The sequence below is a fragment of the Psychrobacter sp. Cmf 22.2 genome (genome assembly GCF_001921745.1).
Taxonomy (GTDB): domain Bacteria; phylum Pseudomonadota; class Gammaproteobacteria; order Pseudomonadales; family Moraxellaceae; genus Psychrobacter.
The window spans coordinates 46,515-60,021 of record NZ_MRYA01000001.1 but is presented as its reverse complement, the minus strand read 5'-3'; the positions used below and the strand labels follow the sequence as shown (position 1 = coordinate 60,021).

The window sequence follows — 13,507 nt, the reverse complement described above, 5'->3', positions numbered from 1 at the left end:
CCATGGTATTACCTTAGCAGTGACTTATAGAATTAATCATTGGTATGGAACAATAAAAACAATTCGGTTAAGTTGCCTTCAATGCTGTTTGCCATCTGTACCATTTTATCTTCATCAGCGCGCATCTCAGCAAGCTCAGGGTCTTCATCGTCGATACCGCTTAGCACAATCATCGGTAAGGTCAATACAGCGACATCTTCAGCCGTGTCTTCATCTTCAAACCAATTACTGGCTTCATCACCATACATAGCATCTACAAACCCAATCGACCATGCCACGATGTCTGACTCATCTGAAAAATCGACTGCGATTTCTTCATTACCCGCATCTTCACCAAAAGGCAGCTCGATAGGTGTCTCGTTTTTTAGCTCAGCCATGATAGAGTCGCGCCAGCGGCGTATACCATCGACGACGTTGTCCGGCACTTCACTGACATGCCCTTCAAACAATGCATCTATCCAGTTTGGTAGCGGACGTCCTATCACAGTAGCAGTCAAAAACCCATGAGTGGCGACACTGTCGAGTATAAACTGACTTTCTTGGTTGTCTAAGAAGTCTAACAGCTCATCAAAGCTTAATTGGTTGCTCATGAAATACTTATCCTTGAATCGATAATTGGGTGATAACCAATACTAAAACGGAAGTTATCTATGATAATTAATAAGTGTTAATCAATTTGACGATTGACCAACACACTACCTATGTATCTACCTATGAAATACCGTTTTGATTTTTGTGAATACTATTAACGGCAGTCGATAAAATATAGAGAGTTTAGCTTAGCATAGATGAGTATTGATAATCTGTTACGCTTACTATGTGACCTGATTAATAATCTGTGATTGAAACTAACAAACAATCGGTGGCCTAAAGATAAAGACGTCTAAAGATCCTCATCTTCCCAATCATCATCAAAGTCATCGTCATCATCATCACCTAGATCATCTAGCTCGTCTTTTAATGCTTTGGCCAGACGCTTTTCTTCTAGTAAGTTATCAATCAAACGACGTTTTTCAAGGCTACTTAGACGGGTACGAACACTGGTCTCTGCTTCTTCAACCATCTTTGCATCATCATCATCGGCAAATTCGCCATCAAAATCATCATCGATATCAGTATCACTCATGACAAACTCCTATTACTTGGGCAATAAATTCAAAACACATTGATATACTTATGCCTTATAAAGTTTCGCTCGCACCTTGTCAATCCTTTTTACGCATATCGCTGTTTTATTGTTAGTTATAAATGGAGGCTTTTGGTTGCGAGTTAGTTTAATTTATCTTTCACGTCTATACATTAGTCGACTAAAAATCAATTGGTAACACCTTGCTCTTCCTCTTCGACCCCTGACATCAGTACCGCATTACGGACAGACGCCAAACGTTGTATCATGGCATCATTACCACCATCAAAAACAGCACATTCGCGCTCGTATACCGTTGTTGGACGCTTCAAGCTCTGCACCTGTACATGGCTACCGATTTGCTTGAGTCCAGAATTAGGTAATAAAATAAGCATTTGTTCTTTTCTACCAACGCTATTGAGCAATTGCGTCATCGCTTGTGTTTGGGCTTCGTCACTGACACCAACTTTGGCAGGCAACGCAAATCTTGACAGTTCAATATGCTTTTCATGAATGATCTTGTTAAGCATTAAATACAGCTTCCCTAACATAACACCGGCTAGGGCAGCTTTTGCATGACTGTTGTCAGCTCTAAGTACTGCACAAGCGCCACTTTCATCAAAACGTGGCTCATTTACAGCACTGACACCAAGCAATAGTGGCTGCTTGAGTAGCTCTGTCATCGCTTGATTTAACAACTGCGTACACAATGCTAGATAAGGCATGCGCATCTCAGGAGCCAGACGCTCTAGCATATTGTATTCGTCGTGAAACATAATCTGCACACTGACTGTATCAAAAGTGCGCGTCGCAGACAGCTTTGATGTGCTGCTAGTAAATTTGTGAGCGCCACTACTCTCGATTCCTGTGCTAATCTGAGCATCATCTGCATGCTGAGCTTGGCTACTAGTATTATTTGACTGTGTGTCTTGCGCTACGTCAGTTGATGTATGAGAGCTTGCCTGCTTATCAGCAGCATTGGCTTGTTGTGACTTTAAATACGCATTGAGCTCACTATGGATACCAGTGGTATTAACTTTGCCGGTTTTACCTGTCTCATGATCGCTTGTATCGGCAGTATGATGAGCATCATTGCCCACAGCGCTATCCAAAGTCGCCTCTACGCCCCCAGCATCTCTACTTTCGGCATAATTTTCGTTAGGCGCGCGTCCATAGCTCAATTGACCAGATTGTATGTACTGTTCGCGGTGTAAGTCTTGAATATCTCGGCTCAACGCATTGATCTGCTCTTTGGTTGGTCGAGCCACATAACCATACAGCAGCCATAAAAAAAGATGCAGAACCAACGAACCAATGACGAACGGCCATTGCATCGCGATAATCTCGCCCTTACTGATATCTTTTAGGGTCAAGGCGACACTGCCAATAACGGCATCACCTTTGGTTGCCATCTGACTGATGGTATCGCCTTGCTGCATCGGTGCATTGCCGACCGGTACTAAAATCTCACCATTGCTATCTTTGATGACGATGCGCGCCACGTCCTGCTCGCTAGTATAGCGATTGGCAATGACACTTAAGCTTACGCGGTCTTCGTTTTCTAAAGACAGACGTGCCTCATCGATCAGCTGGGCGACCATTTGTTCGCCTTTTTGTTCACGACTTGTCGTCAGTTGCTGATCGGTGCTGATGACCAGCAGTAAAGTCTGCAAACAAAAACTGACTAGAATGATAATGGCAAACAACCCTTGCCGCGGCGCTAAATACGTCATGATATGTTAAACTTTTTTGAATGGGGGAAATTAAAAAAACGAGGCTGCTGCTCATTTTTTGGAAAAGTATGCTACTAATCATTTTAACTCAAACGAGTCTCATTTAACTGCACTACCGACTATCATACAAGCAGTCGTCTAACTGGTATTGTCTATAATATCACTATACGGTTCATCATAGGTTTATCCGTCAGTATACATTTAATTATCTGCAAAGTTCGGTCAATATACTAGAGGTGATGGCATTATTATTCAACTGTTATACTTTGTGCGTCATGTATAGGCGATACACGGTAAAACTGTTATTATTCCTAATCTTAACTGCGCACACAAGGGACAATTGAGACATGCCAAAAAATACGCCTTACTCGTTACCAAAAGACAGCAAAGCATGGCAACAAGCTGTAGATTCTGTAGCGTCATTGTTGCCTGACGATACCAATCTGCTAGACTTCGATACGCTCCAATCTCTACCTGTATTTGCACTAATTGTCGTATTGCCAGCGCATATGCACGCGCTTGATATTCATCAATATGTACAATCTTGGGTCGATGAGCAGCCAAGCTGGCATTTGGTAACAGTGGCAGAAGATACGGAAGCAAGCTTTGTAGATATTACCATTCCTAAAGCTGCTACTGACACCGCTTCTGTTTCTGGCACTGACGATGACAACGAACAGCCGTTTGTCCCCGCTCAGGTATTTCGTTATTTATTGGTTCCTGTCACTGATACGCTCATGCATCCTGGCAAAAAGACAGCAGCAGCTCACATCATTGATGATCAGCTGACAACTCGTCTGCGTCACGACTTGGCAGAGAATTACTTGGCAAAAGACTACAGCGGCGCCCAAAGTCTGGGCATTGATAGCATGAATGTAGTCGATTGTCATATCTTATCTATTGGTCATATGCTGCGCACGCATAAGCTTGTTTGTTTCGATATGGACTCAACCTTGATCGAACAAGAAGTCATCGTTGAGCTGGCAAAGACTGCTGGTATTGGCGAGCAAGTAGAAACCATTACCGAGGCAGCCATGCGCGGCGAAATTGATTTTGATGAGTCGTTTGTGCAGCGCGTGTCACTATTAGAAGGCATATCCACTACAGTACTGGATGATATTTGCGCGCGTCTTACCTTATCGACAGGCGCTCGTACGACTGTCAGTGCCTTTAAAGCGCTGGGTTACCATACGGTGCTGGTCTCTGGTGGGTTTACTTATTTTGCCCGTTATATCGCTGAGCAGTTGGGCATTGATGAAGTCCATGCCAATAACTTAGATATCGAAGATGGCGAGGTGACCGGTCATGTGCAGTTGCCTATCGTCAACGGCGCCAAAAAAGCGTCTATCGTCGCTCATATCGCTGAGCGTATGGGTCTCGATATGTCACAAGTGGTCTGCGTTGGTGATGGCGCAAATGACTTACCGATGATGGCCAATGCCGATTTGGGCGTTGCATATCATGCCAAATCTATCGTCCAAGCTCGTGCCGATGCAGCGGTAAACGTCACAGGTCTTGAAGGCGTACTCTATGCACTTGGGTATCCTGCACTCATCTCAACCCAGTAGCCAGTTAACACTTATTTTTATTTTTTAGAAAGGAATGTCCATGACGGCATCACAATCCCCGCGGCCAGACACGCCTTCATCAAGCGCGAAGACTGATGCAGCTCCTCTATCAGACTTACCAGCAGACCTATCATCGACCCCATCAGCTACTGTAGCAAACGCAGACAACCCTAAGCAGTTGGTGGCGGTCTATATTAAAGGCATGGCAATGGGCGCAGCTGATATCGTACCTGGTGTATCAGGCGGCACTATCGCTCTGATTGCAGGTATTTATGAGCGCCTAATTAATGCATTGGGTAGTATTGGCCCAAGCCTTTGGCAGGCGTTTCGTCAGCATGGCGGTATCAAAGGTTTACTTGCTGTCTGGCGACAAGTCGATGCGACATTTTTGCTATTTTTGCTATTAGGTATTGCCACAAGCTTTGCCACCTTAGCAGGTCTAATCAAGCACTTGCTCGACAATCAACCCCTACTTATCTGGTCATTTTTCTTTGGTTTAGTGGTCGCGACTGTCGTTATTTTATTAAGTGAAATAAAGCGGTGGAATGCTGCGCGTGCAGGGTTGTTTGTCATTGGTATCGTGACAGCGGTCGTGATCAGTAACTTACCCTTGCTCGCTACGACGCCAAGCTTACCGTATTTATTCTTTGCAGGTGCGATTGCAATTTGTGCGATGATACTTCCTGGTATTTCAGGGTCATTTATTTTATTGCTGATGGGCGCTTACGATACGGTATTGGAGGCTGTCCATACTCTTAATTTAACTATTATTATTACTTTAATGGCAGGAATGGCAACTGGGCTACTCATTTTTACGCGGGTGCTCAAATGGTTGTTAGCGCGATATTATCAGGGAACATTAGCACTGCTCACTGGCTTTATTGCTGGCTCACTGGTTAAAGTATGGCCTTGGAAAGTAGATGCTTTAGGCACTTTAAATAGTGAGGCTGTCAATAATGTTGCGCCCTGGCATTACCCAACTGGAGCACAATGGCTGACGACATTGGGACTGATGTTACTTGGGGCAATCTTAGTAACAGCACTATCATGGTGGGGCAATCGTACCAAGCGTGTACAACCTATCAAGCAATAGTCCTAACCATTTAATATGGCTGAATTTTTCTATAATTCTTTACCGTAAGCGCCTAACAATAAGGCGCTTACTTTTTATAATAAACCTTTTTTTTCTATAAAACAGCCACTATAAATCAGACGACAACTGTTGTCGTAAAGTCGCCTCTACCCTATTCAGCTTTTTATGGCAAACCAGCATAATAGTCTTATTGAAATTCACCTTATGAATAGCGAGATGAATGATGTTTGTGACTATATTTTCTGTTGCTGGGGTAGATACGTTAGGCGGTAGTGCGCTACTTGGCTATGGTCTATTGGCAAGCTTTATCATAGTGATTGCCTTAACTTCACAGCGTTGGCTACTATGGTATGTGCTTGGTGGTATGATATATTGGCTCAGTGTTGAGATGTTACATAGCGCGTTGATGAGTGGTTTTGGCTTATCTGATTGGCATAGTTATGTTGCAGCATTTGGTATCAGTTGGCTGCCGTTAGCAGGTTGGGTGTTATATCGTGCGCTGCGTTATGATGACGTGAGCCATACAGTACAGCAAGAGCGTAAACGAGCTGCTGCACGCTACGTTGAACATACACCTATCTATGATGATCATTATCAGCCACGCTTTTAGTAGCTCCTTTTTTCGTGTATGACTTATTGTTAATCATTGCGCCTAATATCGGCGCATTTTTTAGCACTATTATTTTATAATACTAAGCTACTTATCATCTAAATATTGTATGCGTAAACCCGTTAAGCAATAGCACTATACTTGATTCAAGGTATTGTTACACGATATCTAATACCTTCTACGCAACTACTAAAGTATTAAAGGTAGAAGATAGTTTATACTCTACCTATATGATTGTAGTGCAAACCAATATAAAGTAGCCTTTATTCGATACCTACATTTTTCTTACTTATTATTATACTCATTTTAGGAGCCTGACTATGTTTACTATTCCCGTATTAGATATCAAATCTGACCCATTAGATATGATGTTGGCGGTGGTTGGCTATCGTCTGTCTACGCTTGCTGACAGCGATAACGAAGATGTCAAAAAGCTACTGGCTGATCGTAAAGTTACCATCGAGATCGCTAGTGTGGAAGCAAACGTTGCACGTCATTTTAACTTTGATAATGGGACTTTTAGTCAACGTAGTGGTCACGCCGATGAGCCAGATTTGACGATTAATTTCAAAGATTCAATGACGGGGGTAAAGCTGTTGTCTAAAGGCGATCTGCCTGCCTTTATGACAGCCGTTCAAGAAGGTAACTTGAGTATAGAGGGCGATTATAGCTTAATGATGTGGTTCAATAAGCTTGCTAAACACATCGTACCTGCTATTCCAGAAGACTATAAACCCTACGTCCAAAAAGCAAAACCTTACGCCTATAAAGCGCAGCAATTTGCCAACCATTGGATTGGTGTGGTAAAGCATAAAGTCGGTAAATAAGGCGCTGTAATTTTGAAAAGATGTTATGTGATTAAGATGGCATGTGATTAAACAACTGGGTTATAAATATAATCTTAGATACCATCTACTAGCATTATCAATAGCGTTCTGATTTTACGAAAAGGTTGCGGTATACTACGGTTACCGCGACCTTTTTATTGCCTCATTATTCAATAATTATCTTAACTTAACTGAGTTTTTCTCAGCTTATCTTAAAAGGATTTAACCCATGGCAGGACTACTTTCAATCCAAGAACCTAACCCTCAAGCCAATGATAATACTGTTAAACACAGTCGTGAACACATTGCGCAGCTGTTTGATTTACCGTTAATGGACTTATTATTACAAGCGCAAACGATTCACCGCCAAAACTTTGATGCTAATGAAGTACAGATTAGTACCTTGCTATCGATTAAGACAGGCAACTGTCCTGAGGATTGTGGTTATTGCTCACAGTCAGGTCATCATCGTGACAAGACCAAGTTGCAGGCAGAAAAGCGCTTAGAGGTTGATAAAGTGATCGCAGCGGCTAAGCGCGCTAAAGCTAGCGGCTCATCGCGATTTTGTATGGGTGCTGCATGGAAGCATCCAAGCGCCAAAGATATGCCTTATGTGGTCGAGCTGGTTAAAGAAGTCAAAAGCTTAGGGCTTGAGACTTGCATGACGCTAGGTATGCTAAATCCTGAGCAAGCCGCACAGTTGGCCGATGCAGGGCTTGATTATTATAATCACAATCTAGACACCTCGCGTCGCTATTATGAGGAGGTAGTCAGTACGCGTAGCTATGATGAGCGTCTCGATACGCTAGCGCACGTACGTGACTCGGGTATTAACGTCTGTAGTGGTAATATTGTAGGTATGGGTGAAAGCCGCGAAGACCGCATCGACTGGGTACATGAGTTACTTAAAATGCCCAAGGCACCCGAGTCTATTCCTGTCAATCTGCTCGTCCCTATTGCCGGCACGCCCATCGGTGATAAAGTGCTAGCAGAGGGTGAGCTATCGGTGCTGGAATGGATTCGCACGATTGCAGTAACGCGTATCTGCTGTCCGAGCAGCTATGTACGCCTATCTGCTGGGCGTGAAAGCTTATCTGATGCTGAGCAGGCTTTGGCCTTTATGGCAGGTGCCAACTCATTTTTTTATGGTGACAAGCTGTTAACAACAGGCAATGCCAGCCAATCTAATGATAATAGGCTAATGCGTGAGCTGGGCTTAACTGCCCAATTTGCAGCGCCAAGAGCAGCTAAGCAAGTGCCTGTTATGGATGCGATGAGCGGACATCAATCACAAGTAGTGTTGGCAGAATAGCTGATATCTTAACGATGTGCTGCTACCATTATCCATTAATCTGCGTTAAGCTTGCCCGCGTTTATTTACGACGCATATAAGTATTGACAAGATAACAAGAGAAAAACTATGCCAGATTATTTTAATTGGATTAAAGCAGCACACATCATTGCAATGGTCTGCTGGTTTGCGGCGATTTTTTATCTACCAAGGCTTTTTGTCTATCATGCCATGAGTGATGATCTTATCAGTCAAGAGCGTTTTACGGTGATGGAGCGTAAGCTATATCGCGGCATTATGACCCCGTCGATGATAGCAACGTGGATTTTAGGTCTATGGATGGTAGGACTTGGCTGGGAAGTATATAAAACCCAAGGCTGGCTGCATGTAAAGATTTTTCTAGTCATTTTGCTGTCAGCTTATCATGGCGCATGTGGTTTTTATCGAAAGAAACTGATTGATAATCCGCATTATAAAACCCATAAATTTTGGCGCTGGTTTAATGAGATACCAGTCTTTGCCTTGGTCATTATTGTTATATTAGTGGTCGTTAAACCGTTCTAAAGTTATTTAGAAAAATTAGTTAAACTGTCGCTAGCTTTTATTAAACAATAAAAAACGTCCGTAACTTTTATCAGTCACGGGCGTTTTTTATTGTCTAAAAGATATTGAATATCCTACTTAGATAGTTGGACGCATGATTTGGTACACATTACTCAAATCATAAACTCGATAGCGCGCAGGCTCGCGGCGATTTTCCCCAGCATAGCTGAGTATCAGCGCTTGCTTAGCCGCTTCATCGACCCAGCCGACAAACAGTCCGCTATGCTCGACACCGTTATAGCCATGATTGATATAATAAAGCCAGTCACCAATCTCAATCTCATTACTATTGGCATAAGGGCCTTGTCTATAGGCGCCTTTATGTACTGTATCACGAGTGACCCCTGCCCGCTTAAACACCTCATTTAGATAGTCCCAGCAGCCGCCTTGAATGATAGCGCGCTCGTTGAGTGCCATCTTGCGTGCCGTACTAATCACCTCGCGTGCGGCCATACTGCTGTGATTTTCAGCACTGCTCAGCAGTGGCAAATACTCACTATCGACGTTATCGTAATTACCTGATAAAAATGCAGGCAAGACAGTAGGTGCTTGCCGTTGCACTTCAGGATAACGATAGGAGGTATTTGCTCCAGACCTGTTTTGCGTCTGCTGACGATAACCATATGCATTCGAAGTAGGCTGAGTGTTTGTGTAATTCGGATTATTAATAGTTGAGTAGTTGGGACGGGTACGCTGGATGGTCGAGCGCGTATTAATTTTGGCACGCGGCACTGCAAGCTCAGGCTGTGCTGTTTTTTGGGCGATAAGATCGCTCATACTATCGGCATGGACGTAACTTGCACTACTCAAAAGTATCAATAATGCAGTGACGGATGTTTTTTTTATAATAAAAGGTTTTATAAAAATCTGTTTGGTAGGATGGGCTTGAATAGATAGCACTTTATATAGTGGTATCTGATACAACATCGCTTTATACAATGATATTTTTGCTTTATATAAATTCATTTTTTCTAAGGTAATAACCGACGGTAGCGGCATAACCAGCTCCTTTCAAGACAGCAACAATGTTTGTGAATGTTCAACACGCCTTAGTTTTTAGTTATAAACCATTTAGATGAGATGCTGCAAGCTTTATTGATCGCTTTTAAATGACAAAAGGTATAAAAAGTAAGATAAAAGGTCGACTAAAAATGACCTATAAAAAAGAATAAAAAAAAGCCATCGATTTACAGATGGCTTTTTTTAAAAATCACTGATTAAAAATCATTTGATAAATCGTTTGATAAAAGTCTTAATCACCATTCATTTTAATATTAACATGACGCTTATTAAGTGCTTGACCTTCTAATATCGCTTTGGTTGCCTGTGCTTCTTGGGCCGTATCAAAGCCACTGATATGGTACTTACGCACATTGTCTGTATCAACAATTTGGATCTGTTCACCAAAGAGAGTGACTTTATCACCATCGCTTAGAGTAATATGGTCGCGGCGACCGTTATTGTCATGTACCAGCTCGCCTACGCGTACCCACAAGACACCGCTACTGATATTACCACTCATAGATTTTTTACGCTGTTGTCGTTGTCGATTAAAGATAAAACTACCTACAATCAATAAAGCGAGCGCGCCAATCGCTAAACGCTCTGGTAATAGGCTCATCGCCAAGGCCACTGCTACAGCACCAACTAGCAGTGCTGACCCAAACCAAAACAGTCCATTGTCCCCTGCGGGTGGCTGATCCTGTAGGGTAATCTTGGCGCCATCATCGGTTAGCTTTAACATGCATTATTACCTATCGATTGCTACCTATTAACGAATAAATATATCAGTTGTCTGTTTACGACAGTTGAACAGTTGTTCATATATTGTATCAAATAATCTTTGTAACGAGTCTACCAGCCAAGGGCGGTTTGTTGCATTTTGATAAGCTCAGCGATTCCTTTTTCAGCAAGGATTAACATATCATCAGCTTGGGCACGGGTAAATGGCTTTTCTTCAGCGGTACCTTGCAGCTCAATAAACTCACCCTTCTGCGTCATGACGACGTTCAGATCCGTATCACAGCTGGCATCTTCTTCATAATTTAAGTCTAGATAAGCTTTACCATCTTTCATACCGACAGAGATTGCAGCGACCAGACCAATCAAGGGGTCGGCTTTTAGTTTTTTGGTTTTTTGAATGCTCTCAAGCGCATCGATCAAAGCAATAGCAGCACCAGTCACACTAGCCGTGCGCGTGCCACCATCTGCTTGCAATACATCACAATCGAGATAAATTGTGTTTTCGCCAAGCTTACTAAGATCAATCATGGCACGGAGGCTACGACCGATGAGACGTTGAATCTCTTGAGTACGACCAGACTGCTTACCACGAGCCGCTTCACGCTGATTACGGGTATTGGTTGCGCGCGGTAACATGCCATATTCAGCGGTAACCCAACCTTTGCCTTTGCCTTTTAACCAGCGTGGAACCCCTGACTCAACGCTTGCTGTACACAACACTTTGGTATCGCCAAAGCTGACCAACACTGACCCTTCGGCATGCTTGGTATAGTGGCGCTCAAAACTAATCGAACGAAGTTGGTCAAGCTCACGGTTATCAATACGCATAAAATTCCCTAGGACAATACTATAAAAGTAGTGGTATAAAATAAGAATAGCGGTCTGCTAATGGCTTATTGATCGGTTGGCTGTGCTTAATAACTCATCAAAAAGTACTCAACAATCAGACAAGATGGAAAGTAGCAGACCTAAAACTTGAGATATCCTAACGTGACAGCCACGCAATAGCAATATAAGTACTTGTTATTACGTGGTGATTTTGACAAAAAACACAATGAGAGTAAAGTGAGTACTGCCATCAATGATCGCTTTACTCTATTCTAGTCCTTCCATTTTGCGCAACTCTTTACGCAAAATTTTACCGACGTTTGATTTTGGCAACTCATCGACGAACTGTATATGACGCGGACGCTTGTAGCCTGTTAATTGCTTTTTACCAAAATCGAGCAGCTCTTTTTCAGTGACATCCCCTTTTTTGACCACAAACAATTTGGGATCTTCACCGCGCTCATCACTCGGTATGCCAATGGCGCCGCACTCTACAATGTCTGGGTGTTCACTCATGGCTTCTTCAATCTCATTTGGATAGACGTTAAAGCCTGAGACGATGATCATATCTTTTTTACGATCGACAATCTTGATAAAGCCCTTTTCGTCCATGATGCCGATGTCACCTGTTTTTAGGTAGCCAGTCTTTGTAAAGGTATTTGCAGTCTCTTCAGGACGGTTTTGATAGCCAATCATCACTTGTGGCCCTTTGACGCAGATCTCACCGCGCTCACCGATAGCGACTTCCTCTTCTTCTTCATCGATTAGTACGATATCAGTACTGGATGCTGGAATACCAATCTTACCTGTAAACTCAGCAATGGTCATCGGGTTAAAAGCGACTACTGGCGAAGTTTCAGACAGACCGTAACCTTCTACAATAGGCAGACCTGTAATTTTGTGCCACTCTTTAGCCACGCTTGGCAATACTGACATACCGCCGCCGATAGAGGCTTTGAGATTGGAAAAATCCAATTCAGCAAAGCTGTCTTTATGCACCAAACCATTAAACAAGGTATTTACGGCAGGAATAAATGATGGTTTATATTTATCCATCTCTTTAATCAGACCATCTAAATCGCGTGGATTAGGTATTAATAGGCCTGTAAAACCTTGATACATACCATACATACCGCAAACCATAAATGAGAACACATGATACAACGGTAAAGCGGTCAAAATCACATCGTCGCTATTGATGTCATCTTCAAAAGCACTATTGATAAGAACGCTGATCTGTAGCATGTTAGCAACCAAGTTACCATGCGATAGCATAGCGCCCTTCGCCACACCTGTCGTACCGCCAGTATATTGTAATAACGCCACATCATCTAATGACAAATCGGGACGCTTATATTTACTGGCAGATACCGCTCCTAACGCTTGTTTAAAACTTATACTATCAGGTAGATTATAAGCTGGAATCATCTTTTTGATATGGCGTGCGACTAGATTGACTACCACCCCTTTGACTGAGCCCAACATATCACCAATCTTACAGACAATCACATGCTCGACTTGGCCTTTATCCTCAGCGTCTTGATAGGTTTTTGCAAAATTCTCAACGATAAATAATGCCTTTGCTCCGCTATCATGTAGCTGATGTGATAGCTCGCGGCTAGTATATAGCGGATTGACATTGACCAATACCATGCCTGCACGAATGATGCCGAGCATAACAATCGGATACTGTAAAATGTTTGGCATCATGACGCCAACTTTATCGCCTTTATCCAACCCTAATGACTGTAGGTAGCTTGCGATTTGACGGCTATATAGGTCCAGTTGTTTAAAGGTAATGGATGCGCCCATACAGATGTAAGCAGTTTTTTGTCCATAACGTCGAAAGTTACGTTCAAACACTTCAAGCAAAGAGGTTTCATCATCAGGCATATCGATAGTTGCATCGATACTATAACGCTCATAAGCATCAAGCCATGGTCTATCACTTGGGATAGTAGGCATCGTAGGAAACGCTGTCATATCCGACATCATTTGTTCGTCCTTATGCGCATGGTCATTGCCACTATTAACAGACGTTTGGTCTGGCGCGTTTTTATTAGTACCGCTATTGTTGGCATTGTC

Annotated in this window: 13 protein-coding genes; 6 read left to right on the top strand and 7 right to left on the bottom strand. The window is 42.8% G+C overall.

The genetic code is table 11. The features are described 5' to 3' along the window. Positions 1-32: 32 nt before the first annotated feature. From BTV98_RS00220 to BTV98_RS00210, 3 genes are all read right to left on the bottom strand, one after another. Positions 33-590: a UPF0149 family protein gene (locus BTV98_RS00220; protein WP_058369225.1), complete on the bottom strand. Its 558-nt coding sequence runs from the start codon at positions 588-590 to the stop codon at positions 33-35. Positions 591-883: 293 nt separating this feature from the next. Further along, positions 884-1,126 carry a PA3496 family putative envelope integrity protein gene (locus BTV98_RS00215; protein WP_058369226.1) on the bottom strand — a complete coding sequence of 81 codons (243 nt, stop codon included), beginning with the start codon at positions 1,124-1,126 and terminating at the stop codon, positions 884-886. Between the two features lie 188 nt (positions 1,127-1,314). Then, positions 1,315-2,859 carry a hypothetical protein gene (locus BTV98_RS00210; RefSeq protein WP_058369227.1) on the bottom strand — a complete coding sequence of 515 codons (1,545 nt, stop codon included), beginning with the start codon at positions 2,857-2,859 and terminating at the stop codon, positions 1,315-1,317. A gap of 347 nt (positions 2,860-3,206) precedes the next feature. On the opposite strand from BTV98_RS00210, the gene serB reads away from it, so the two are divergent. From serB to hemJ, 6 genes are all read left to right on the top strand, one after another. Beyond that, positions 3,207-4,427, top strand: coding sequence for a phosphoserine phosphatase SerB (gene serB, locus BTV98_RS00205; protein ID WP_058369228.1), 1,221 nt, complete (start codon positions 3,207-3,209; stop codon positions 4,425-4,427). 40 nt (positions 4,428-4,467) lie between these two features. Next, on the top strand, positions 4,468-5,520 hold the full coding sequence (locus BTV98_RS00200; RefSeq protein ID WP_058369229.1) for a DUF368 domain-containing protein: 1,053 nt from the start codon (positions 4,468-4,470) through the stop codon (positions 5,518-5,520). Between the two features lie 223 nt (positions 5,521-5,743). Continuing rightward, positions 5,744-6,130 (top strand): AciT family ciprofloxacin tolerance protein, encoded by a 387-nt coding sequence (gene aciT, locus BTV98_RS00195; protein WP_058369238.1) that lies wholly within the window; start codon positions 5,744-5,746, stop codon positions 6,128-6,130. Positions 6,131-6,450: 320 nt separating this feature from the next. After that, positions 6,451-6,957: an SCP2 sterol-binding domain-containing protein gene (locus BTV98_RS00190; protein ID WP_058369230.1), complete on the top strand. Its 507-nt coding sequence runs from the start codon at positions 6,451-6,453 to the stop codon at positions 6,955-6,957. 229 nt (positions 6,958-7,186) lie between these two features. Then, a complete protein-coding gene (gene bioB, locus BTV98_RS00185) occupies positions 7,187-8,269 on the top strand; it encodes a biotin synthase BioB (protein ID WP_058369231.1) in 1,083 nt (360 codons plus the stop codon). 108 nt (positions 8,270-8,377) lie between these two features. Next, complete coding sequence (gene hemJ / locus BTV98_RS00180; protein WP_058369232.1) at positions 8,378-8,812, top strand: protoporphyrinogen oxidase HemJ; 435 nt, start codon at positions 8,378-8,380, stop codon at positions 8,810-8,812. 117 nt (positions 8,813-8,929) lie between these two features. On the opposite strand, the gene BTV98_RS00175 is transcribed toward hemJ, so the two are convergent. The 4 genes from BTV98_RS00175 to BTV98_RS00160 all read right to left on the bottom strand — a co-directional run bounded on the left by BTV98_RS00175 (position 8,930) and on the right by BTV98_RS00160 (position 13,414). Beyond that, positions 8,930-9,850: a hypothetical protein gene (locus BTV98_RS00175; protein ID WP_256713804.1), complete on the bottom strand. Its 921-nt coding sequence runs from the start codon at positions 9,848-9,850 to the stop codon at positions 8,930-8,932. 253 nt (positions 9,851-10,103) lie between these two features. Then, a complete protein-coding gene (locus BTV98_RS00170; protein ID WP_058369508.1) occupies positions 10,104-10,595 on the bottom strand; it encodes a hypothetical protein in 492 nt (163 codons plus the stop codon). A gap of 110 nt (positions 10,596-10,705) precedes the next feature. Beyond that, positions 10,706-11,422: a ribonuclease PH gene (gene rph, locus BTV98_RS00165; protein WP_058369509.1), complete on the bottom strand. Its 717-nt coding sequence runs from the start codon at positions 11,420-11,422 to the stop codon at positions 10,706-10,708. A gap of 267 nt (positions 11,423-11,689) precedes the next feature. Beyond that, positions 11,690-13,414: an AMP-binding protein gene (locus BTV98_RS00160; protein WP_075102964.1), complete on the bottom strand. Its 1,725-nt coding sequence runs from the start codon at positions 13,412-13,414 to the stop codon at positions 11,690-11,692. Positions 13,415-13,507 lie beyond the last annotated feature (93 nt).

Coding starts and splice junctions, on each gene's coding strand:
- BTV98_RS00220 (WP_058369225.1), bottom strand. CDS start 590: ATGAGCAACCAATTAAGCTTTGATGAGCTGTTAGACTTCTTAGACAAC.
- BTV98_RS00215 (WP_058369226.1), bottom strand. CDS start 1,126: ATGAGTGATACTGATATCGATGATGATTTTGATGGCGAATTTGCCGAT.
- BTV98_RS00210 (WP_058369227.1), bottom strand. CDS start 2,859: ATGACGTATTTAGCGCCGCGGCAAGGGTTGTTTGCCATTATCATTCTA.
- serB (WP_058369228.1), top strand. CDS start 3,207: ATGCCAAAAAATACGCCTTACTCGTTACCAAAAGACAGCAAAGCATGG.
- BTV98_RS00200 (WP_058369229.1), top strand. CDS start 4,468: ATGACGGCATCACAATCCCCGCGGCCAGACACGCCTTCATCAAGCGCG.
- aciT (WP_058369238.1), top strand. CDS start 5,744: ATGTTTGTGACTATATTTTCTGTTGCTGGGGTAGATACGTTAGGCGGT.
- BTV98_RS00190 (WP_058369230.1), top strand. CDS start 6,451: ATGTTTACTATTCCCGTATTAGATATCAAATCTGACCCATTAGATATG.
- bioB (WP_058369231.1), top strand. CDS start 7,187: ATGGCAGGACTACTTTCAATCCAAGAACCTAACCCTCAAGCCAATGAT.
- hemJ (WP_058369232.1), top strand. CDS start 8,378: ATGCCAGATTATTTTAATTGGATTAAAGCAGCACACATCATTGCAATG.
- BTV98_RS00175 (WP_256713804.1), bottom strand. CDS start 9,850: ATGCCGCTACCGTCGGTTATTACCTTAGAAAAAATGAATTTATATAAA.
- BTV98_RS00170 (WP_058369508.1), bottom strand. CDS start 10,595: ATGTTAAAGCTAACCGATGATGGCGCCAAGATTACCCTACAGGATCAG.
- rph (WP_058369509.1), bottom strand. CDS start 11,422: ATGCGTATTGATAACCGTGAGCTTGACCAACTTCGTTCGATTAGTTTT.
- BTV98_RS00160 (WP_075102964.1), bottom strand. CDS start 13,414: ATGTCGGATATGACAGCGTTTCCTACGATGCCTACTATCCCAAGTGAT.